15 protein-coding genes are annotated in these 21,297 nt (G+C 67.6%); 9 read left to right on the forward strand and 6 right to left on the reverse strand.

Translation table 11 applies throughout. The features are described 5' to 3' along the window. Positions 1–18 precede the first annotated feature (18 nt). The 5 genes from AC1RMY_RS19350 to AC1RMY_RS19370 form a co-directional block, all read right to left on the reverse strand. Entirely contained in the window at positions 19–1,032 is a 1,014-nt protein-coding gene (locus AC1RMY_RS19350; protein ID WP_492867543.1) for a helix-turn-helix domain-containing protein, read from the reverse strand. A gap of 179 nt (positions 1,033–1,211) precedes the next feature. Continuing rightward, positions 1,212–1,439: a hypothetical protein gene (locus AC1RMY_RS19355; RefSeq protein ID WP_492867269.1), complete on the reverse strand. Its 228-nt coding sequence runs from the start codon at positions 1,437–1,439 to the stop codon at positions 1,212–1,214. Positions 1,440–1,483: 44 nt separating this feature from the next. Continuing rightward, positions 1,484–3,319, reverse strand: a complete 1,836-nt coding sequence (locus tag AC1RMY_RS19360) for an SLC13 family permease (protein ID WP_492867271.1) — start codon at positions 3,317–3,319, stop codon at positions 1,484–1,486. A 52-nt stretch (positions 3,320–3,371) separates the two neighbouring features. Beyond that, the gene (locus AC1RMY_RS19365; protein ID WP_492867273.1) at positions 3,372–4,583 is read right to left on the reverse strand and encodes a M20/M25/M40 family metallo-hydrolase; all 1,212 of its coding nucleotides are present in this window, start codon (positions 4,581–4,583) and stop codon (positions 3,372–3,374) included. Positions 4,584–4,655: 72 nt separating this feature from the next. Continuing rightward, positions 4,656–6,209 carry an AbgT family transporter gene (locus tag AC1RMY_RS19370; protein WP_492867274.1) on the reverse strand — a complete coding sequence of 518 codons (1,554 nt, stop codon included), beginning with the start codon at positions 6,207–6,209 and terminating at the stop codon, positions 4,656–4,658. 522 nt (positions 6,210–6,731) lie between these two features. Here AC1RMY_RS19370 and AC1RMY_RS19375 point away from each other — a divergent pair. From AC1RMY_RS19375 to AC1RMY_RS19415, 9 genes are all read left to right on the forward strand, one after another. Further along, the gene (locus tag AC1RMY_RS19375; protein ID WP_492867276.1) at positions 6,732–7,748 is read left to right on the forward strand and encodes an alpha/beta hydrolase; all 1,017 of its coding nucleotides are present in this window, start codon (positions 6,732–6,734) and stop codon (positions 7,746–7,748) included. 551 nt (positions 7,749–8,299) lie between these two features. Then, positions 8,300–8,941, forward strand: a complete 642-nt coding sequence (locus AC1RMY_RS19380; RefSeq protein ID WP_492867278.1) for a helix-turn-helix transcriptional regulator — start codon at positions 8,300–8,302, stop codon at positions 8,939–8,941. A 139-nt stretch (positions 8,942–9,080) separates the two neighbouring features. Continuing rightward, the gene (locus AC1RMY_RS19385) at positions 9,081–10,256 is read left to right on the forward strand and encodes an efflux RND transporter periplasmic adaptor subunit (protein ID WP_492867280.1); all 1,176 of its coding nucleotides are present in this window, start codon (positions 9,081–9,083) and stop codon (positions 10,254–10,256) included. Beyond that, positions 10,253–13,384, forward strand: coding sequence for an efflux RND transporter permease subunit (locus AC1RMY_RS19390; RefSeq protein WP_492867282.1), 3,132 nt, complete (start codon positions 10,253–10,255; stop codon positions 13,382–13,384). Before AC1RMY_RS19385 ends, AC1RMY_RS19390 begins: the two co-directional genes overlap by 4 nt. A 71-nt stretch (positions 13,385–13,455) precedes the next feature. Next, the gene (locus tag AC1RMY_RS19395) at positions 13,456–14,565 is read left to right on the forward strand and encodes an efflux RND transporter periplasmic adaptor subunit (protein ID WP_492867284.1); all 1,110 of its coding nucleotides are present in this window, start codon (positions 13,456–13,458) and stop codon (positions 14,563–14,565) included. A gap of 65 nt (positions 14,566–14,630) precedes the next feature. Further along, positions 14,631–15,164 carry a DUF1269 domain-containing protein gene (locus tag AC1RMY_RS19400; RefSeq protein WP_492867286.1) on the forward strand — a complete coding sequence of 178 codons (534 nt, stop codon included), beginning with the start codon at positions 14,631–14,633 and terminating at the stop codon, positions 15,162–15,164. Further along, positions 15,161–16,900 (forward strand): hypothetical protein, encoded by a 1,740-nt coding sequence (locus AC1RMY_RS19405; RefSeq protein WP_492867288.1) that lies wholly within the window; start codon positions 15,161–15,163, stop codon positions 16,898–16,900. Before AC1RMY_RS19400 ends, AC1RMY_RS19405 begins: the two co-directional genes overlap by 4 nt. Positions 16,901–16,935: 35 nt before the next feature. Beyond that, positions 16,936–18,006 carry a patatin-like phospholipase family protein gene (locus AC1RMY_RS19410; RefSeq protein ID WP_492867290.1) on the forward strand — a complete coding sequence of 357 codons (1,071 nt, stop codon included), beginning with the start codon at positions 16,936–16,938 and terminating at the stop codon, positions 18,004–18,006. A gap of 190 nt (positions 18,007–18,196) precedes the next feature. Beyond that, positions 18,197–19,252 (forward strand): AI-2E family transporter, encoded by a 1,056-nt coding sequence (locus tag AC1RMY_RS19415; protein ID WP_492867291.1) that lies wholly within the window; start codon positions 18,197–18,199, stop codon positions 19,250–19,252. Here AC1RMY_RS19415 and AC1RMY_RS19420 read toward each other — a convergent pair. Then, positions 19,242–20,984 carry a metallophosphoesterase family protein gene (locus AC1RMY_RS19420; protein WP_492867293.1) on the reverse strand — a complete coding sequence of 581 codons (1,743 nt, stop codon included), beginning with the start codon at positions 20,982–20,984 and terminating at the stop codon, positions 19,242–19,244. The genes AC1RMY_RS19415 and AC1RMY_RS19420 overlap by 11 nt on opposite strands. Between the last annotated feature and the right edge of the window lie 313 nt (positions 20,985–21,297).

The following is a 21,297-nucleotide window of genomic DNA, read 5'->3' on the forward strand; positions in this document are numbered from 1 at the left end:
CCGGAACAGAACCGCCGCTCAGAACCGCAGCAGGCACTCTCGCAGCGTCGTGGGTGTCTCCGGATCGGCTTCAGCCGCTTTGATCCGGAGCGTCTGGCCCGCCACGGCCGCCGCGCGGACATCGCGCGGGTTCAGCCCGAATTCCTGCTTGAAGGCACGGCTGAAGCTCGACGCGTCCTCGAAGCACAGGCCATCGGCGATGGCGTTGATGCTGGCGTTGTTGCCCGTGTCGGACAGGTCGGCATAGCCGCGCAGCAGGCGCCGGTGGCGGATATAGCGGGCGACGCCACCATCGTCATGGAAGAGCCGGTAGAGCTGCGTCCGCGACATCCCGACCTGACGGCAGAGGAGCGTGGCGTCGAGACCGGGCTCGCGCAGGTTCATGTCGATGTATTGCCGGACCTTCTCGCGCCGCGTCAGGTTGATCTGGCTGGAGGCGAGGTCGAGACGGTCCGACGACGGGCCGGCGCAGGCCAGCACCATCGCGCGGACCGCATTGGTCAGGCGCGGCATATCGGCGGCTTCGAGCTCGACGAAGCTGCGCTGAAGCAGCCCGATATAGTCGCCGAGCAAGCGGCCGAGCGGCGTGTTCAGCGCCTGGGCCTGTGCCGCGTCGAGAAGCGGGGCCAGCTCCCGGAAGCTGTCCCGCGGCAGATAAAGCTGCAGCCGCTCGTCATGGGAGCGCTGGCTGACCAGTTCGCGCCCCAGCGAGGCGACATAGGGCACCGAGGCCGGCACATCGAGCGGAATGCCCGCACCGCTCGAGCCGATCGTCCGGCGCTGGCCGAGCGTGATCACCCAATGGTCGATCGGGTTCGCGCGCAGCAGCGCCGTGTTGCGCACCGCGGTCAGTGCCGGGGCCTTGACGTGGCTCAGCCCGAATTCGTCGAGCGTCCAGACCACGCTGCTGGCCGGAAAGCCGGCTTCGCCATCGCCCAGCGTGACGTTGAAAACGCCTTCGAACCAGCCCTGCCACGCGTCGAATTGCTCCCGGATCGGAAGGTCATTCGTCGTGAAGCGAACTGGAATCATCACGCTACCGGCTGCACTGGGTGCCGCACGGTAACACGCCAGGCGGGCGCGTTGATACAAGGCAGAGCAATTGCAGCAAAACGCCCCCTCCCCGCGAGACGCATAGCGAACTCGCAGGATAGGGCCTCACTTCGCGCCGTTTTAGCCGCTCAGGCTAGGGCCGGCGCCCCACCATCCCCTCACCAGCGACGGCAGACCTGAACGCGGCGCGTCTGCCAGCGACCGCGATGGTCTCGGAAACGCCGCGTCTCCCACCAGCAGCGGCGGCGCGGACCCCACTGGGCCTGCTCGATATCGCTTTGCAACGCGATACCGGGGGTCGCTCCAACAGGAGCAGCGACGGCGCCTTCGGTCGCCAGGGTGGCGAGGGCGAGGCCGGCGGCCAGAGTGAATGCTCGAACCAGCATCTTTCGTTTTCCTTCCCTTGAACGGGACGAGACGATCGCCCCGTTCAGAAGCGCCAGATCAGCGGCACGATGAAGACCGAGACGACGAAGAACCAGATCATCAGCGGCAGGCCGAGCTTCCAGTAGTCGCTGAACTTGTACCCGCCCGGCCCCATGACCATGAGATTGGTCGGGGTCGCGATCGGCGTCAGGAAGGAGGCGGCGGCAGCGACCGCCGTGCTCATCAGCACGGGCCGCGGCGAGATGCCCATCGAGGTGGCGGCCGCGATACCGATCGGGATGATGATCAGCGCGGTCGCGGTGTTGCTGATGAGCTGGCCCATGATCGCCGTCAGGACGAAGAGGCCGGCCAGCAGGGCCGTCGGGCCGGCGTCGCCGACCATCGTGACGAGACGATCGGCCAGCATCTTGGCGGCGCCGGTTTCGATCATGGCGGTCGAGAGCGGCATCATCGCGCCGACCAGGATGACCGTCGTCCAGCCGATCGCGCGATAGGACTGCTCGACGCTCATGATGCCGCAGAGGATGATCGCGCCGGCCGCCAGCAGGCCGGCCACGGCGGAGGGTACCGCGCCCGTCGCCAGCAGCAGGACCATCGCGAACAGGATCACCACAGCCTGCTTGGCGCCCGGCCCCATCGGCACGGCCTGACGCCTCACGAGGTCCGGCGAGCTGACGACCAGCACGTCGGGATCGTCGAGATGGGTGTCCAGCGCCTTCCAGGTGCCCTGCAGCAGCATGGTGTCGCCTGCCTGCAGGACGATGCCGCCCGCGTCCTTCGTGGCATTGGCGGCGATCTCGCTGCCCGCGCGCTGCACGGCCAGCACGATCAGGTCGCCGCTCTGCGTCACCATGCCCGGAAACACGCTCTGGCCGATCAGGCCGGAGCGCGGCGGGATGACGACCTCGGCGAGGCCGGAGCGGCGGTTGAACAGGGTCTCCTCGCCGGTACCGGCGGCGGCGCTCTCGTCCCGGAAGGCGAGATGCAGGGCCGCGGCGAAGTTGGCAGCGGCCTCGGCGTCGCCGCGTAGCAGGATATGGTCGCCCTCGGCGATCGTGCCGCGGCGCAGCGGCCCGGCGCTCTCGCCTTCCTGGATCGCCACGAACTGCAGCCCGGGATAGGCCGAAAGGTCGACTGCGGAAGCCGGCTGGCCGATATAGGGGCAGGTGGTGCGCACGCGCATCTGGTAGACGCCGCTGGCGAGGCCGTATTGCTCGACGAGTGTCCTGGCGTGGCGGCTGAAATCGGTCGGCATCGTCGCGCCGTTGCGCTGTGGCAGCAGTTTCTCGCCGAAGAGGATGATGATCGCCATCGTGCCGGCGAGCAGCGGAATCCCGGCGAGCGCGAACTCGAAGAAACCGAAGCCGGCCTTGCCGGCATCGATTGCGGCCTCCGAGACCAGCACGTTCACGGGCGTTCCGGTGAGGGCCAGCATCGACCCGGCATGGCCGGCGAAGACCAGCGGCATCAGCAGTTGCGAGGAATTGCGCCTGAGCCGAACCGCGATGACGACGACGACCGGAAGCAGCGCCGCGACCGCGCCGTTGAGGCTGATCAGCGCGACGAGGAGCGCGACGAGCCCCATCATCAGCAGCAGGAGCCGCGCCCGGCTTTCCTCGCCCGCGCCCTTGATCAGGAGCTGGCCCGCCCAGGCCGTGACGCCGGTCACCTCCAGACCCGAGCTGACAACGAAGAGCGAGGCAATGAAGATCACGGCCGGATCGCCGAAGCCGCTCAGCGCCTGCGGCAGGGTCAGCACGCCCGTCGCCCAGAGCGCCAGCGAGGTGCCGATCGCGACGATCACGACGGGCACCTTGTTGGTGACGAACAGAACGACGGCAATGGCGATGATGATGCCGGTATAGGCGATCGGGCTCACGCGTCAGCTCCTTGTTGGGCCCATATCGGCCATCGCTACTTTCCCGAGGACCTCAGTCCTCGAGCGTCGCCATCAGGATGCCGAGCCGGCAGCCCTTCTCATATTCGTCGAGCTTGACGAATTCCTTGATGGTGTGGATCTCGGCCTGGCCCGCGCCGATGGTGATCGTCGGGACACCGGCCTTGTCGAGCCAGTTGGCGTCGAGCCCGCCATTCGAGAAAATATAGGTCGGCTCCAGGCCGAGCAGCCCGAGCGCCTTGGTGGCGCGCTTCACCACCTGCGTATCCTCGCCGAGCCGGAAGGGCGGATAGGCCGCCGCGCGGCGGAAGGTGACCTCGGCGGTGTCGCCTTCATGGTCGGTCACCGCGGCCTTGGCCTTGGCAAAGGCCGCCTCGTAGCCATCGACGATCTTGGTGGCGAAGCTCAGCTCGGGGCTGCGCGCCTCGCCCTTGAGGAAGGCGTAGTCGGTGACGACGTTCGTGGCGTCGCCCGCCGGCTTGCCGTTCTTGCCGCCGAAGATGCCGATGTTGCTGGTGCCGAACTCGTCGCCCTTGACGACCTTGCCGAACCAGCCGGCCGCCTTGGCCTCGGCGAGGCCGATCGCGCCGACCAGCGTCGCCGAGATGCCCTTGTCGGGCGCAACGCCGGCATGGGAGGCGCGGCCCTTGATCTCGACTTCCCAGTTCTCCTGCCCGACCGCGCCGATGATCAGCTCGGAAGCGAGCTGGCCATCGACATTGATGCACATGGCCGGCTCCTTGAGCTCCTTGGGGTCGAGCTCGCGGGCGCCGTGCAGCCCGCTTTCCTCACGCACCGTGAACAGCAGCGTGATCGGCGGATGGGGCAGCTTGTTCTTGATCAGCGTCTCGGCCAGCACGACGAGCAGCGCCACGCCCGTGCGGGCATCGCCGCCGAGCGCGGTCGTGCCGTCGGAGACGATGCGGTTGCCCTCGCGCTTCGGCTTGGCGCCGGCGCAGAGCGGCACGGTGTCGAGATGGGTCGAGAACAGCAGGCGCGGGCCGGGCTTGGTACCCGGCAGCTCGACGATCAGGTTGCCGGTCTGCGTCGGCAGCGGAATGCGCTTGTTGGCGTCGTCGAAGCGGATCGCGGAAGCCGGCACGCCGATCTTCTTCAGTGCGTCGCTGACGGCAGCGGCGATCGCTGCCTCCTCGCCGGTGACGCCCTCGACCGAGAGGAAGTTCATCAGGTGGTCGATTGCCGCTTCGACATCGAGCGGGACATTGGCAGTGCTCATGACATCCATCCGCAGTTGGCTGCATTCGAGTCTTGGCCCGCCCGTGGCGGCAGGCCGGGTTGGCAGGATCGGCGCGGCCGCTCAAAGCCCCCAGGGCAGGCCGAGCATCTTCCAGACCGCGAAGAGCGCGGTCCACAGCACGAACATCCAGACGACATAGGGCAGCATCAGCGAGACGATGGTGCCGACGCCGGCGTTGCGGTCGTATTTCTGGGCGAAGCCGACCACGAGGGCGAAATAGGCGTTGAGCGGCGTGATCGCGTTCATCGGGGAATCGCCGACGCGATAGGCCGCCAGCACGGCCTCGGGTTCGACGCCGAGCTTCATCAGCAGCGGCACGAAGACCGGCGCGAAGATCGCCCATTTCGCAATGGCGCCGGTCAGCAGCAGATCGATGATGGCGACGACGACGATGAAGCCGAGCAGCAGCGGCAGCGCGCCGATATTGGCTGATTGCAGCACGCCCGAGAGGCTGAGCGCCATCACGGTGCCCATGTTGGTATAGGTGAAATAGGCGACGAACTGGCTGAGCACGAAGAACAGGAAGATCGTGCCGCCGAGATTCTTGATCGACTTCTCGATCGCCGCGATGACCTCGGTCAACGTCCTGAGCGTGCCCGCGCCGATGCCGTAGCACCAGCCGGTGGTCAGGAACATCAGCATGATCAGCGCGATCAACCCGTTCATGAAGGGCGAGTTGCCGATCAATTCTCCCGAAACGGGATTGCGCAGCGGGGCTCCCGACGGAAGGGTGAGCAGCAGGAAGACGGCGATGAGGCCGAGCAGGCCGAAACCCGCGAAGCGCAGGCCGCGCGATTCCTGATCGGACAGAACGGTGCTCTGCTCTGTTGTCGTGCCTTCGGCGGCGAGCTTGGGATCGTAGGGGCCGAGCCGCGGCGCGATCATCTTGTCGGTGATGAAGGCGATGATGACCGTCAGGAACAGGACCGAAGCGATCGAGAACCAGACATTCGAGGCCAGCCCGATCGAGCGGTTGGGGTCGACGAGATGGGCGGCGTCGTTGGTAAACTCGACCAGGACCGCATCGAGCGGCTTGATCAGCATGTTGACGGTGAAGGCGCCCGCCACGGCCGCGAAGCCGAGCGCGAGGCCGGCCAGCGGATTGCGACCGACCGCGAGGTAGGCGATGCCCGCCAGCGGGATCAGCACAAGGTAACCGGCATCCGCTGCGATGCTGGCGAGGATGCCGACGAAGGCGAGGATGTAGGTCAGCGCCCAGTGCGGCGAGACGATCACGAGCTTGCGGATCAGCGCCGTGACCAGCCCGGATTCCTCGGCGACGCCGGCGCCGATCATCGCGACGATCATCAGCCCGACCGCGGTGAAGCTCATGAAGTTCGGGATCAGCGACGAATAGATGAAGCGGATGCCTTCGACATTGAGCAGGCTGCGGATTGCCGTCGTCGCCGTCTCGACCTTGTGGGTGTCGGGATTGATGCGCTCGAATGTGACGGCCGCGCCAAAGATACTGAGCACGGCCGAAAGCACGATCACGATGCCGATCAGGATCAGGAAGATCACGACCGGGTGCGGCACCATGTTGCCGACCTTCTCGACACCGTCGAGGAAGCGCTGCATCGCCGTCTTCGGAGCGGTGCTTTCAATGGTGGACATCTCGGCCTCCCCTCAGGCCGGGACGACGCCCGGCGCGAAACGAACAAGCCGCCGCGAAGTGATCGCAGCGGAGATGTTCCGCCGAACTTAGTAGCCTGTGCCCGGAGAGCATCTGCACAGAATCCCAAAGCTTGGGCCGGCTGTCCCAAACTTGGCGGGAATGCGGCAGGCCCGGTGCAGCCTCCCAAGGGGTACCCCCGCGCCGTGTCTGCTTGCTGCCGAGACGGCGCTTCATTATCCTGCCAGCATCTTCGGAGGGGGCTCCGATCTGGCTGTCCCATCCGGGACGACTTCGGAGCTAGCGCTGATGCGCGCATGTGAATGCAGCAGGGTCCTACAAGGCCGCCGCGCGCCGGCTCGCGCCGTGCGTCATCGACGGGCCGGCTGATGAGGATCGGCGCGAGAGCGGCATCGCGCCTGAGCCTGCCGACAGCCTTAGCTTTGCTGCTGGCGGCCTGCGCCTCGACGCCCAGCGGATTGCTGCAGCCCGTTGCGTCGGTTCCCGGCGCCGAAAAGGTCGACATGCTTACCGCGACGACGCGCGCGGCATCCGCGGAACCGGGCGTTCTCTACAGCGGCGATCGCGGCCGAGGCGTCTCCTTCAGCAACATCGTCGTCTCGATCCCGCCCGGCCGGGACGCCGGCACGATCCAGCTGCCTCGCGCCGTTCCCGGCAATCCTGCCACGGATTTCACCGTCAGCTCGGCCAGGGCGCTGAGCCGGGCCGAGCTGCCGCGCTGGTTCGCTTCCGCCGGCGGGCGCAAGCGCCGGGCTTTCGTCTTCGTCCACGGCTTCAACACCCAGTTCGACCGCGCGGTGTTCCGCTTCGCCCAGCTCGCCCATGATGCGGATGCGAAGGCGGCGCCGGTTCTGTTCTCGTGGCCGTCCCGCGGGCAGTTGTTCGACTACAGGCTGGATCTCGACAACGCGTCGTTTTCGCGCTCCGATCTCGCCGACCTCCTGTTGATGGCGGCGAGCAGCCCCGCCGTCGGCGAGGTCGTCGTCCTCGCGCATTCGATGGGCGCCTGGGTCGCGGTCGAGGCGCTGAAGCATGTCGCCCTGAAGAAGGGAGGCATCCCGCCCAAGATCGGCAATCTGATCCTGGCATCGCCCGATCTCGATATCGGCGTCTTCCGGCGCCAGGTCGAGGAGATGGGGCAGCGCCGCCCGCAGATCACGATCTTCGCCTCGCAGCAGGACCGGGCGTTGCAGCTCTCGCAGTTCATTGCCCGCGGCGCGACGCGGCTGGGCGCGATCGACCTGTCCCGCGAGGAATACCAGGAACAACTGGGCGGCCTCAGCGGCATCACCGTAATCGACATCAGCGCCGTCCGCGCGAACGACCGCATCAACCACGACACCTACGCGTCCAGCCCCGAAATCGTCCGGCTGATCGGGAACAGGTTGCTCGAAGGCCAGGTCATCACCGATTCGGACGTGACAGGCACGTCGATGGCGGTGGAGACGCTCGGCTCGGCAGCCGGCCTGCTGATCTCCGCCCCGATCCGCGTCTTCGACGCGGCCACCACCGCCAGATAGGAGACGCCGTTCCGCAATTGAACCGAATACAAGAACGATATTGATCGAAATCAAGGCCGAGTATCACAACAAATACGATCTCTATTTTTGGTAACAGCAGCACGATTTTTTGATCTAGACTTGATGAGATGCAGCCGACGGAGGAGACTATGTCAACTCACGCAAGCGTCCCGCGACAACAACTATCGGGAAGTCTTTTCCCTTCGGTCACGATCCAGCAAGGCAATCCCGGCCATCGGATCGACGAGTGGATTCTCGCCACCTCCGCAATGCTCGCCCCGCGTCCTGCCCCGAGGATCGCGGACGAGCGCCCGGGGCCCCTTTCGGAATGGCGCCTCGGCGATCTCACCCTGATCCGCGAGGTGCGTCGCGCCGGGCAGTACGGACCCTGGCCGCGACAGCCACGCCACACCCGGCGCCATGGTAGCGTCGCCCTGCTTCGCACCGACGACGAGCACGGGCCATCGACACTGATCGTGTCGACGACGCGCGCTGATCTCGCGATGCCAGCGCTCGCATGGCCACACCATCACCCTGGCCAGGACTGCGAGGTGCTCACGCTGTTTCTGCCCATCGACGCATTCCACGGCAGGGCGCCGGAGGCGGCCCCGCCTGTACGCCGGATTGACACCGCTGCGGGCTCCGGCGCCCTCCTGGCGCATTTCATGCGGCAGCTCGCGACACAGCTCGACCATATTCCAGATGATCGAGCGAGCCTGCTGGCGGTCGCGGCCCGCGCGCTGGTCGCCGCCTGCACCGTCCCGGAAAGTGCGCATGTCGCGCCCTCCGTGCCCTGCAGCGCTTCCGGCGTCGTCGAGCGCACTCGCCTCGTCGTGCAGCGGCACATGGCCTCGCCCGATTTCGGCCCACCCCAGCTCGCCCGCCTGCTGGCGATGTCGCGCTCGAAGCTCTACCGCCTGCTCGACGGCGACGGCGGCGTCGCGCATTTCATCAACCGCGAAAGACTGGCCCAGGCCTGGCGCGAGCTCACGGCACCGGGAGAAGCGGTTTCGGTGCATGCGATCGCCAACCAGGTCGGCTTCCGCGATCACTCGACCTTCAGCCGGGCCTTTCGCCGGGAATATGGCTGCAGCCCGACCGAGGCACGCGAGCGGGCCTTGCGCGTCCGGCCCGACGCCGGTCGCGAGGGCCTGCGGGAGAATGGGATGAACAGCCCAGTTTTGGGATTCTGAGCTGATCCGGCTGCGGCGGAGTGTTGCTAGCCTTCCGACAGCCGCCTGAAAAATGGGCGCGATGACGCATGCCCGTTTCACCCATCCGGTGATGCAGGGCTGCGACGCCTGGGACAGCCGCGATGCGAGCGAATGATTGATGCGCAAGCCAGCACGCCATGACGGCGCCGATGGCCGGAATTCCGGCGGGAGCGGCCCGCGCTTCACGAACGGCTGTGGCGTCGCCATGCCGGCGCACTTCCGTATCGCGGGCTGCCTCGCTGCGATAATGCTCGTCGTCGGCGGCTGCCAGCGCGAAGCCGAGAAGGCCCCGGAGCCGCAGGTCCGCACCGTCCGCACGACCACAGTCGAAGCGCCGCGACAGATCGCCGACCTCGGTTTCACCGGCCATGTCGAGGCGCAGGACCAGGCGTCGCTGTCCTTCCGCATCGGGGGGCGGCTCGCCGAGCGCCTGGTCGGCGTCGGCGCCACGGTGGCCGAAGGCGAGGTCGTCGCGCGGCTCGATCCGGAGAACGAGCTCAACGATCTGCGCGCCGCCCGCGCGGCGCTGACCGCCGCCGAGGGGGCTCTGCGCAAGGCCGAGAACCAGCATCAGCGGCAGGAGCATCTGCTCGCGCGCAACGTCACCAGCCAGGCCGATTTCGAAGCCGCCGAACAGGGGCGCGTCGCGGCACGCGCGCAGGTCGAGGCGGCGCGGGCCCGCGTCCGGACGGCGCGGGACATCGTCGCCTTCACCACGCTCAAGGCCGATGCACCGGGCATCGTGACGAGGATCGGGGCCGAGCCGGCCGAGGTCGTCGCAGCCGGGCGCATGATCATCCAGCTCGCCCGGCGCGACGGGCGCGACGCCGTTTTCGAGCTGCCGGCCGAGACGATCCGCGCCATTCCCGCCGACGCCAATGTCTATGTCTCGCTCTCCAGCGATCCATCCGTGAGCGTGCGCGGCCATGTCCGCGAGGTCGCGCCGCAGGCCGATCCGGTGACGCGCACCTTCCGTGTCCGGGTGGGGCTCACAAACCCGCCACCCTCCTTCCGGCTCGGCACCGCGGTTTCCGGCAGCATCCGCGGCGGCGAGACCTCGGGCATCGCCATCCCCGCCACGGCTCTGGCCAAGAGCGGCCAAGACACCGGCGTCTGGATCGTCGATCCGAACGCGCTGACCGTCTCGTTGCGCAAGCTCGAACTTTTGTCGCGCGATCCCGCCACCGCCATCGTCGGCAAGGGACTGGCGCTGGGCGACATCGTCGTCACCGCTGGCGCGAATCTCCTGAAGGAAGGGCAGCGCGTGCGCCTGTCCGGAGCCGAGGCACGATGAGTTTCAACCTGTCTGCATGGGCCCTGAAGAGCCGCTCGGTCGTGATCTATCTCATGATCGTGGCGGTCGCGGCCGGCATCTTCGCCTTCGTCAAGCTCGGCCGCAACGAAGATCCCTCCTTCGTCATCAAGTCGATGGTCGTCGCCGCCGTATGGCCTGGCGCGACGATGGAAGACACGCTCAAGCAGGTCACCGAGCGGCTGGAGCGCCAGATCGAGGAGACGCCGGGGCTCGACTTCGTGCGCAGCTTCACGACGCCAGGCCGGACGACGATCTTCGTCAACCTGAAGCAGTCGGTGCCGGCGCGAGACGTGCAGGAGACCTGGTTCAAGGTCCGCAACCTGGTCGCAGACATCCGCCATACGCTGCCGGCCGGAACCCAAGGGCCGTTCTTCAACGACCGTTTCGGCGACACCTTCGGCATCATCTACGGCTTCACCGCCGACGGCTTCACCGGCCGTGAGCTGCGCGACCATGTCGAGGCCGCCCGCTCGCGGCTGCTGCTGGTGCCGGACGTCTCCAAGATCGAGATCATCGGCGCGCAGGACGAACACGTCTTCATCGAGTTCTCCGTGCGAGAACTCGCCAATCTCGGGATCGACCGCACGGCGCTGCTCGGCGCGCTGCAGAGCCAGAATCTGGTGCGGCCGGCCGGCGTCGTCCAGACCCAGGACGAGACCTTCTCGCTGCGGGTCTCCGGTGCCTTCCAGTCCGAGGCCGACCTGCTCGATGTCAATTTCCCGGTCGGAGACCGCATGGTCCGCCTCGCCGACATCGCGACCGTCAGGCGCGGCTTCGCCGATCCGCCGCAGCCAATGTTCCGCGTCAACGGACAGGAGGCGATCGGGCTCGGCATCGCCATGCGGGACGGCGGCGACATCCTGGCGCTCGGACGCAACCTCAAGGCCGCGATGGCCAAGATCACGGCGGACATGCCTGTCGGCATCGAATCCCGATTGGTCGCCGACCAGTCGGTGACGGTTGACGAGGCCATCGACGATTTCATGACCTCGCTCTGGCAGGCCGTGGCGATCATCCTGGTCGTCAGCTTCATCAGCCTCGGCGTGCGTCCGGGCCTCGTGGTGGCGCTCGCGATCCCGCTGACGCTCGCGGTGGTCTTCGCGATCATGAACGTCGTCAATATCGACATGCAGCGCATCTCGCTCGGCGCGTTGATCATCGCGCTGGCGCTGCTCGTCGACGATGCGATGACGACGACGGATGCGATGGTGACGCGGCTCGCGGCCGGCGATCCAAAGGAGAAGGCCGCGACCTTCGCCTTCGAGAAATACGCGGTCGCCATGTTCGCCGGCACACTGGTGACGATCGCAGGCTTCGTGCCGATCGGCTTCGCGGCGAGCTCCGCGGGCGAGTATACCTTCTCGCTCTTTGCGGTGGTGAGCATCGCGCTCGTCGTATCCTGGTTCGTCGCGGTGATCTTCGCTCCGGTCCTCGGCATGGCGCTCTTGAAGGCGCCGGCTCGCTCCACCAATGCGGCGGGACCGGGGCGTGTCGAGAAGGGCTTCCGGCAGATGCTTTTGGGCGCGATCAGGGTGCGCTGGCTGACCATTGCCGTCACCCTCGGCCTCTTCGCGGCCTCGATCCTGGCCCTGCCGCTGGTGCCGCGGCAGTTCTTCCCGGCCTCGGACCGAACCGAGCTGCTGGTCGACATGACGCTGCCGCAGAACGCCTCGATCTATGCCAGCGAGGCACTGGTGCAGCGCTTCGATGCGGCGCTGAAGGACGACCCCGACGTCGCGCGCTGGAGCACCTATGTCGGGCGCGGCGCGATCCGCTTCTACCTGCCGCTCAACGCGCAATTGCCGAACGACTTCTTCAACCAGGCGGTGATCGTCGCCAAGGACGTCGCCGCCCGCGACCGGCTGCAGAAGCGGCTGGAGGCGCGGCTCGCCACCGAGTTCCCGAATCTCGTCGCCCGCGTCTATCCGCTCGAGCTCGGCCCGCCCGTCGGCTGGCCCGTGCAGTATCGCGTCACGGGCCCAGACATCGCCGAGGTCCGCACCATCGCGATGAAGCTCGCCCAGGTCGTCGCAGGGAACGCGAACACCGATCAGGTCAATTTCGACTGGATCGAGCCCTCCCGCGAATTGCGGTTGCGCGTCGACCAGGACGAGGCGCGACGGCTCGGCTTGAGTTCGGCGGCGCTGGCCAGCATCGTCAACACGGTCGTGTCCGGCACGGTCGTGACGCAACTGCGCGACGACATCTATCTCGTCGACGTCGTGGTGCGCGCTCAAGGGTCGGACCGGATCTCGCTCGACACGCTGCGCACCATGCAGGTCGCGCTGCCCGGCGGGCGCTCGGTGCCGCTCTCGCAATTCGTCACCTTCAGCTACGATCTCGACGCGCCGCTGATCTGGCGCCGCGACCGGGTGCCGACGCTGACGGTCGCCTCCGACATCAAGCCGGGCGTGCTGCCGGAGACCGTCGTCACTGCTCTGGCGCCTGCCATCGAGGAATTGCGCAAGACGTTGCCGTCCCCCTACGACATCGCGACCGGCGGCACGGTCGAAGAGAGCGCGACCTCCCAAGCCTCGGTGATCGCGGTCGTGCCGGTGATGCTGCTGATCATGTTCACGGTGCTGATGGCGGAGCTGCGCAGCTTCAAGCTCTTCGCCATCGTGATCAGCATCGCGCCGCTCGGCATGATCGGCGTCGTTGGCGCGCTGCTGCTCTCGGGCAAGCCACTCGGCTTCGTCGCGCTGCTCGGCGTGCTCGCGCTGATCGGCATCATCACCAAGAACGCGGTGATCCTGATCGGCCAGATCGAATCCGAGCGGGCAGCCGGCAAGAGCATCACGGACGCCGCGCTCGACGCCGCCTCGACGCGCTTCCGGCCGATCATGCTGACGGCGGTCTCGACCGTGCTGGGCATGATCCCGATCGCGCCGACCGTGTTCTGGGGGCCGATGGCCTTCGCGATCATGGGCGGCCTGCTGGTCGCGACCGTGCTGACCCTGATCCTGCTGCCGGTGCTCTATGTCACGGTGTTCGGCGGCGCCTCGCCTGGCGCCGACAAGCCGCAGCCTCTCGGCAAGGGCCCGGGCACCGGCCAGGGAAGAGCCAGGGGCAAGCCCTCTCGAACCGCGGGAGCGACTGCACGATGACCGCTCGTCCCGTCCACGCCATGAGGCCGCATCGTCTGTCTCCGTTCGGCCGTGCATCCGGCCGACCTCTCTTGGGCAAACCGTTGCTCGGCCTGGCGTTCCTGCTCGCGCTCGCTGCCTGCGACCGTGCCGAGAAGGCTGCGCCAACGGCCGGCCGCCCGGTGCAGATCGTCAAGGTCGAGGCCAGCAAGCTCGCCGGCGGTCTCGATCTCAGCGGCGAGATCCAGGCCGAGAAGACCGTGTCGCTCGCCTTCCGCATCGCGGGGCGGATCACCGAGCGCCCGGTCAATGTCGGCGACAAGGTCGCGCCCGGCCAGATCGTCGCCCGGCTCGACCGAACGATCGAGACCAATGCCGTCACCGCGGCGCGGGCCGCGCTGGAGGCGGCACGCGGCGAGGTCGTGACCGCGCGCAACACCTTCGAGCGGCAGGAACGGCTGATGGGCCAGGGCTTCACCACCCGGCCGCGCTTCGACGCCGCCCTGAAGGCGCAGGAAGCCGCCCAGGCCGCGCTCGAAAATGCAGAGGCCCAGCTCGATCTGGCGCAGGACAGGCTCGGCTTCACCGATCTGCGCGCCGGTGTCGGCGGCGTGGTGACGGTGCGCAGCGCCGAGCCCGGCGAGGTTGTGCAGCCCGGGCAGGCGATCGTGCAGATCGCGCGCGAGGATGGCCGCGATGCCGTCTTCAGCGTGCCGGCCAGGCTTTTGGAAGCGAAGGCCGGCGAGCAGCTCGTCCGGGTGACGCTGGCGGAGGCGCCCGGCGTCAGCGCCGTCGGGCGGATTCGCGAGGTCTCGCCGCAGGCTGATCCGGTGACGCGAACCTTCCAGGTCAGGGTCGGGCTGCAGGACCCGCCGGAGGCGATGCGGCTGGGCTCGACGGTGGTGGGGTCGATCGAGACCGCATCCGCCGTGATCATGTCGATCCCCGCGACGGCCCTGACCCAGTCCGGCACCTCGCCGGCGGTCTGGATCGTCGATCCCGCCACATCGACCGTCAGCCTGCGCCCGATCGACATCCTGCGTTTCGACCCCGACCACGTCATCGTCTCGCAGGGCCTCGCGGCGGGCGACACCATCGTCGCGGGCGGCGTCCAGGCGCTGCATCCCGGCCAGAAGGTGGCGCCGCTGCCGGCGGCGGGGGCGCGCAGCGCGGCAGCCGCCGCGGTCAAGGCGCCGGGCTGACCGGATCAAGAAGCGGGCCAGTGCCCGCGAAGACTGCCGAAACCTCAACCGAAGGAGCCGAGAACATGAGCGATCTGGTCTTCATCGCATTCCCGACCGAGGAAACGGCCGAGGAGGTCCGCAAGAAGGTGCTCGCGATGCAGCGCGAATACCTGATCGAACTCGGCGACGCCGTCGTCGTGGTCAAGGACCAGGCCGGACACATCAAGCTGAACCAGCTGATGAACCTGACCACGACCGGCGCGGCCTCGGGCGCGCTCTGGGGCACGCTGATCGGCTTCATCTTCATGGCGCCGCTGCTCGGCACCGCGCTCGGAGCGGCGTCGGGGGCGCTCGGTGGCCGGCTGACCGATGTCGGCATCAACGATCAGTTCATGAAGGATACGGCCGAGGCGCTCCAGCCGGGCGCAGCCGGACTGTTCCTGCTGATCCGCAAGATGACGACGGACAAGGTGCTGGCCGATCTGCGGGGCAGCGGTGGCACGCTGATGAGCACCTCCTTCGACGAGACCAAGGAAGCGGCCCTGCGCGAGGCGCTGGCGGCGGCTGCGCCTGGCGGGACGGCTACCGATACTTCGCAGGCCCCTGCCGCGACATGACCGGAGCCGGGGCAGCCGGGCCCTTGGGGGAGCGGGCGCAATGGGCGCTCGCGACCGCCCGGCTCGACGACTTCCAGCCGCTGTTGCCGGCGGAAGCGGAGGTCGTCGCCCGGCTGCTCAGTGGCAACTATGACCGGCTCGGCGACGGCACGAGGCCCGAAAGTCCTGATCCGAGCCGCGTCATCCGCGCCGCCTTCCTGCGCTTCCTGATGCTGGGCGGGCAGGAGGGATGTCGCCCGCATGAGAAGGGCGTCCGGATCACCGGAGCCTGGATCAGCGAGACGCTCGACCTCGAGGCCTGCCACGTCTTCCGCGACATCGGGTTGATCGACTGCCATTTCGAGGCGACGCCGGTCCTGCGCGCCGCGATCATCAACCGGCTGTTCCTGGACGGCTCGTCCCTGCCCGGCCTCGAGGCCGAGCGGCTGGAAGCGCGCGGCGGCGTCTATCTGCGCGGCGCGCAGATCCAGGGCGAGGTCAACATCGCCCAGTCCCGCCTCGGCGGGAACCTCGAATGCGACGGCGCGACGATCCGGGTGCCGAGCGGGCATACAATCGACGCCGCGGCGATCGAGCTGCGTAACCTGCTGCTGCGGGGCGCGACGCTGCGCGGTGGCGTCACAGTCGCCGGCGCCCGCATCGGGGCCGATCTCGATTGCGCCGGCGCGGTCATCGAAGGTGCCGACAGCGTCGCGATCGATGCGACAGAGGTCGAGAACGGCGGCAGCGTCGTGCTACGCAAGGCCGAGATTGCCGGCGAGGTCCGGCTCGTCGCGGCGGTAATCGGCGGCGATCTCGACCTCAGCGGCACGGAGCTGAAGCAACCGGGCGAGATGGCGCTCGATCTTAGCCGCGCCCAGATCAAGGGCGCCTTCTTCCTGCGCAACGAGGCCCGGATCGGCGGCGCGCTCGCCATGACCGGAGCCTCGGTCGGCACCATCCATGACGAAGCCGCATGCTGGCCGGCGCCCGGCGATCTCCTGCTCAACCGCTGCCGCTACGGCGCCTTCATCGCCGCTCCTGTCGATGCGCAAAGCCGGCTCGACTGGCTATCCCGTCAGGCCCCCGAGCGCTGGGGCGAGGATTTCTGGCCGCAGCCCTATGAGCAGCTCGCCTCTGTCTTCCGCGAGATGGGCCATGGCGAGGATGCGCGCAGCGTCCTGATCGTGAAGGAGAAGCTGCAGCGGCGTGCTCGGCGGCAGCGCGCTCGCAACCCGCTCTGGCGCGCCCTGCTGCGGCTGAACGACAATTTCCTCGCCGTGACCGTCCGCTATGGCCGCCAGCCGCTCCTGGCCTTTCTCTGGCTAACGCTGTTCTGGGTCACCGGCGTCGCCGTCTTCGGCGTAGCGGAGGCCGCAGGGGCCTTCAAGCCCAACAGCGCCGTCGTGCTGCGCTCGCCGGAATGGACGCTCTGCGGCGTCACGGCTGCCGAGCAACGCCTCGTCGGCGCGCCGCCGCAGCCGATGAGTGGGCGGGCCGCGCCGGGACAGACGCAACTCGACTGCTATCGCGAGCAAGGGGAGGCTTCGAGCTACCCCGCCTTCAACCCGTGGTTCTATTCGCTGGATACGCTGCTGCCCGTTCTCGATCTCGGCCAGAAGTCGTTCTGGCGCCCGAATCCGAACGGGCTGACCGGCCGGATCGCGATCAACTACTTCTACTTCCAGGCGATCGTCGGCTGGGCTCTCAGCCTGCTGGCGGTCGCGGGTTTCTCGGGGCTGGTGAAATCGACATGATGGAGCCTGCCGGCGACCATGCGAGGGGGTGAGAGTTGAGCAAGGCTCCAAAGGAACAACAGGGCGCGGCGGCTGCGACGCGCAGCGACGGCCGCACGCCGCTGATCATCGATCTCGCGCTACAGGGCGGCGGCGCGCATGGCGCCTTCACCTGGGGCGTGCTCGACCGCATCCTCGAAGAGGACTGGCTGACGATCGAGGCGATCTCGGGCACCTCGGCCGGGGCGATGAACGCCGCCGTGCTGGCCTCCGGCTTCGCCAAGGGCGGCCGGGAGGGCGCGAGGCTGGCGCTGGAGGCATTCTGGCGCAAGACCTCGGAGGCGGCGCGGTTCAGCCCGTTCCAGCGCAGCCCGCTCGACATCCTGCTCGGGCGCTGGACGCTCGACAATTCGCCGCTCTTCGTCGCGATGGACCTGATGTCCCGCGTCGTCTCGCCCTATAGCCTCAACCCCGGCGGCTCAAACCCGCTGGCCGACATCCTGACGGAGGTGATCGATTTCGAGGCGCTGGCGGCCGGCCCGATCAAGCTCTTCGTCACGGCCACCAATGTCCGCACCGGGCGCGGCCGCGTCTTCCGCAACGCCGAGATCACGCCGCAGGTGCTGCTCGCCTCGGCCTGCCTGCCGACGCTGTTCCAGGCGATCGAGATCGACGGCGAGAGCTATTGGGACGGCGGCTACTCCGGCAACCCGACGATGACGCCGCTGATCCGCGAGAGCAGTGCGCTCGACACGATCCTGGTCCAGATCAACCCGGTCGAGCGGCCGGGCACACCGACGACGGCGCGCGACATCCTCAACCGGCTGAACGAGGTGTCGTTCAATGGCGTGCTGCTCAAGGAACTCAGGATGATGGCGATGCTGCGCAACAATGCCAATCCGAAGGACGGCGAGGGCGCGCGCTGGGCCGGGATGCGGGTCCACCGCATCACCAGCGACAGGATGGCCGAGCTCGGCTACTCCTCGAAGCTCAATGCGGAATGGGAATTCCTGACGATGCTGCGGGCGGAAGGGCGGCAATCGGCCGAGCTGTTCTACCGGACGCATAAGGATCACATCGGCCAGCGCTCGACGCTCGACCTCGACGAATTGACCGAGGGCGTTTGAACGCATTGGCGCTTGATGGATTCGTGTCCAAACACGCCGTCATCCTGGGCGACCGCAGGTCGTCTCGGGATCCATCATAGAGCGCAGCGCGCGTCGATGGATCCCGGCGCTCCGCTTCGCTACGGCCGGGATGACGTGCCGGATCGTCCATCCTTCGACATATAAACCGCAGCAGCCGACAGGAATGCAGATGACGAGCGGCAAGATCCACCAAGGCGCACAGGTGCTGATCGCGATCATCCTGGTGGTCGCGGCGCTGTCGGTGGCGAGTTCCGTCTTTGCACCGGTCGCCTTCGCGCTGTTCATCATCGCGCTGGTCTGGCCGCTGCAGCGGGCCCTGCAGGGTTTCCTGCCGCGCATGCTGGCGCTGTTCATCAGCATCGTCGTGATGGTGCTCGCCTTCTTCGCCTTCGGCTCGCTGATCGTCTGGGCCTTCGGGCGGGTCGGGCGCTGGATCGCCAGCGACGCCGCGCGCTTCCAGCAGTTTTACGACCAGGCCACCATCTGGCTGGAGGGGCACGGCATCGCGGTGACCGGGCTCTGGGCCGAGAACTTCAACGTCGCGTGGATGCTGCGCATGGCGCAGACGATCAGCGGTCGTCTCAACACGACGATGAGCTTCTGGCTGGTGGTGCTGGTCTACGTCATCCTCGGCCTGCTCGAGGTCGAGGATTTCGCCCGCAAGCTGAAGAGCATGCGCAACCGCCTGATCGGCGGCGTATTGCTCGGTGGCAGCACGCAGACCGCCGCCAAGCTGCATCGCTACATGCTGGTGCGGACAGCGATGAGCCTGATCACTGGCGTCCTCGTCTGGGCCTTCGCCACGGCCGTCGGCCTGCCGCTGGCGGCGGAATGGGGCTTCATCGCCTTCTCGCTGAACTACATCCCCTTCCTCGGGCCGCTGGTCGCGACCGTCTTCCCGACGCTGTTCGCGATGACGCAGTTCGGCTCCTGGCAGGCGGTGGTGTCGGTCTTCGCCTGCCTGAACCTGATACAGTTCGTCGTCGGCAGCTATATCGAGCCGCGCGTCTCCGGCAGCGCGCTGTCGATGTCGCCGGCGCTCGTCCTGTTCTCGGTGTTCTTCTGGAGCTATCTCTGGGGCATCTTCGGCGCCTTCATCGGCGTACCGATCACCATCGCTCTGCTGACCTTCTGCGCCCAGCATCCGTCGAGCCTATGGGTGGCGGAACTGCTCGGCTCCTCGCCACGCGAGCCGGTGCCGGCGAACGACGTCGTCAGGGCGTGACGCCGTCGCGTTCCGGCATGATCTCGATCCGCTCCGGCGCCAGCAGCGCAAGCCCGCCATCGGAAGCCGCGCCGAGCTGGTGGATATAGAAGGCGGTCGGCTCGTCATTCGTCGCCTCCATGACCGGCGACGGCGCCGAGACGATCCGCAGCGGGCCGCAGCGACCGATCCAGTCGACATGGCGGTGTCCGTGCATCGCCACGAGCCGATGCGCATGCGGCTTGAGCTGGCGCACGAAGCGGCTGCCATTGATCAGCGCCGTGCCGATCCGCTCGGAAAAGGCCTTGGCGCGCTGCGGATATTCGACCGGGTGGTGATGCAGCGCGATGATCCAGCGCGCTTGCGGGTACTGCGCCAGCGCCGCCAGCATCGCCCGCATATCCTCCTCCGCGACGAGGCCGAGCGCGTTGGTGAAGGAGAAATGCGTCTCCGCATTCGAGTTCAGCAGCACGACGCCGAGCCCATCGGCTTTCGCCGGAGGCAGCACCAGCGGGAAGACCTCTTCCCAGATCGCCGAGAGCCCCCTGGAGAGGCGCAGGCCGCCCGCATCGGCGAAGGCCGCGATCGCCTGCCGATGCGGTTCGAGACGTTCCGACAGGGTCTTGCCGATCTCGCCGGCGGTCTTGTCCACGACATGGACGCGTCCGCCCTGCAGTGCCTCCATGGCCGAGAGCGTCCGCATCTGCCGCAGGCGCTTGCCCGGGCTGGTCGGCAGTTCGAGCCGGGCCGGATTGGCCCGGTCGACGATGTTGACGTCGTGATTGCCGGGCAGGATCAGCGTCAACGCGGCGAGTTCCGGATGGCGCGCGAGCGCGTCGAGGAACTCGGCCCATTCGGCCGAGCGGCCGGCATCGGTCATATCGCCGGTGATCAGCACCGCGTCGAACGGTTCGCTGGCATGGATCGCCGCCAGCCGCTCCAGCACGAGACCGAGCCGGTCGTTGCCGCGCGGACCGGCGCGCCCGCTCTCGATGCGAAAGCCATAGCGCTCACCGACGACATGGATGTCGGAAAGATGGGCGACGCGCCAGCTTTGGCCGACCGGGACGGCCTCATCGAAACCGGCCAGATCGCGCGGCTGGTCCATGGTCGCGTCGGCAATGCCCCAGATCAGCGCGGCCGCGGCGAGATAGGCGCTCATCACGGCCACCGTATTGGCCAGCGCCGGCCAGAACAGGCGCAGGGGCTGCGCGAGATCGGCGATCTCGCCCGACCAGCGCGTCGCCGGCCAGACCGAGACCGTCAGCGCGCTAGCGGCCAGCGCCGCGACGAGCCCGGCGGCCAGGGCCGTCAGCGCCCGCAGCCCAGCGCGAGCCTCCTCACTCGCGCCGGCGGGGAGGAAACGCTCCACGAAATGGCGCAAGCCTTCGCGGGCGAGCACATAGCCCGGCTGCACGGCCAGCGAATTGAGCGACCAGAAGCTGCGCTCCGCCGCACGGAACAAGGGCCGCAACCCGAACCAGCCGATGGCGCCGACGGCGACAAGGATCAGCAGCGGCCCGATGCCGGCCAAGGCCATGATGCGGCTGGAGATGTTGCCGAACCAGGCGGTGACGACGAGCGGCGCGACGCCGAGCAGGATGCCCGGCACCAAGGCGAGAATGACCCAGGCCAGGACGAGCTTCGGCAGGTTGATCTCGCCCAGAAGCGTACCGGCAATGGCGATCAGCGAATGCGTCTTGGTGCTGCTGGCGTCGTCCTCCGCGTCGCCTCCGCGCGGTTCGATCAGCATCCGAGAACTGACGCCCGGCGCGATGCGATGCCGGATCGACCGCGGCGCTCCGACAATACGGGCATGATCAGACGTCTCGCAGGAACCATCGACGCGACTCGCAACGGCCCGCCCGCAAAATGGGACGGAGGGCACAGAACTGAGACAGATGGCAGATGCCCGGCCCCAGGGCGAATGCTAGCTTGATCTTCACAAGCAAATCAAGATGACATTCGTCAATCGAAGCAGAGATTCCACTAGAGAATGAAACTGGAAAGACATCATCCTTCCAGAATGGAATTTTTTCCGAGATTGCGGATCACTTTTGCTTGTC

The sequence above is a fragment of the Allobosea sp. GW822-FHT03F07 genome (genome assembly GCF_058801345.1).

Coding starts and splice junctions, on each gene's coding strand:
- AC1RMY_RS19350 (WP_492867543.1), bottom strand. CDS start 1,032: ATGATTCCAGTTCGCTTCACGACGAATGACCTTCCGATCCGGGAGCAA.
- AC1RMY_RS19355 (WP_492867269.1), bottom strand. CDS start 1,439: ATGCTGGTTCGAGCATTCACTCTGGCCGCCGGCCTCGCCCTCGCCACC.
- AC1RMY_RS19365 (WP_492867273.1), bottom strand. CDS start 4,583: ATGGATGTCATGAGCACTGCCAATGTCCCGCTCGATGTCGAAGCGGCA.
- AC1RMY_RS19370 (WP_492867274.1), bottom strand. CDS start 6,209: ATGTCCACCATTGAAAGCACCGCTCCGAAGACGGCGATGCAGCGCTTC.
- AC1RMY_RS19375 (WP_492867276.1), top strand. CDS start 6,732: ATGCTTACCGCGACGACGCGCGCGGCATCCGCGGAACCGGGCGTTCTC.
- AC1RMY_RS19385 (WP_492867280.1), top strand. CDS start 9,081: ATGCGCAAGCCAGCACGCCATGACGGCGCCGATGGCCGGAATTCCGGC.
- AC1RMY_RS19390 (WP_492867282.1), top strand. CDS start 10,253: ATGAGTTTCAACCTGTCTGCATGGGCCCTGAAGAGCCGCTCGGTCGTG.
- AC1RMY_RS19400 (WP_492867286.1), top strand. CDS start 14,631: ATGAGCGATCTGGTCTTCATCGCATTCCCGACCGAGGAAACGGCCGAG.
- AC1RMY_RS19405 (WP_492867288.1), top strand. CDS start 15,161: ATGACCGGAGCCGGGGCAGCCGGGCCCTTGGGGGAGCGGGCGCAATGG.
- AC1RMY_RS19415 (WP_492867291.1), top strand. CDS start 18,197: ATGACGAGCGGCAAGATCCACCAAGGCGCACAGGTGCTGATCGCGATC.
- AC1RMY_RS19420 (WP_492867293.1), bottom strand. CDS start 20,984: ATGCTGATCGAACCGCGCGGAGGCGACGCGGAGGACGACGCCAGCAGC.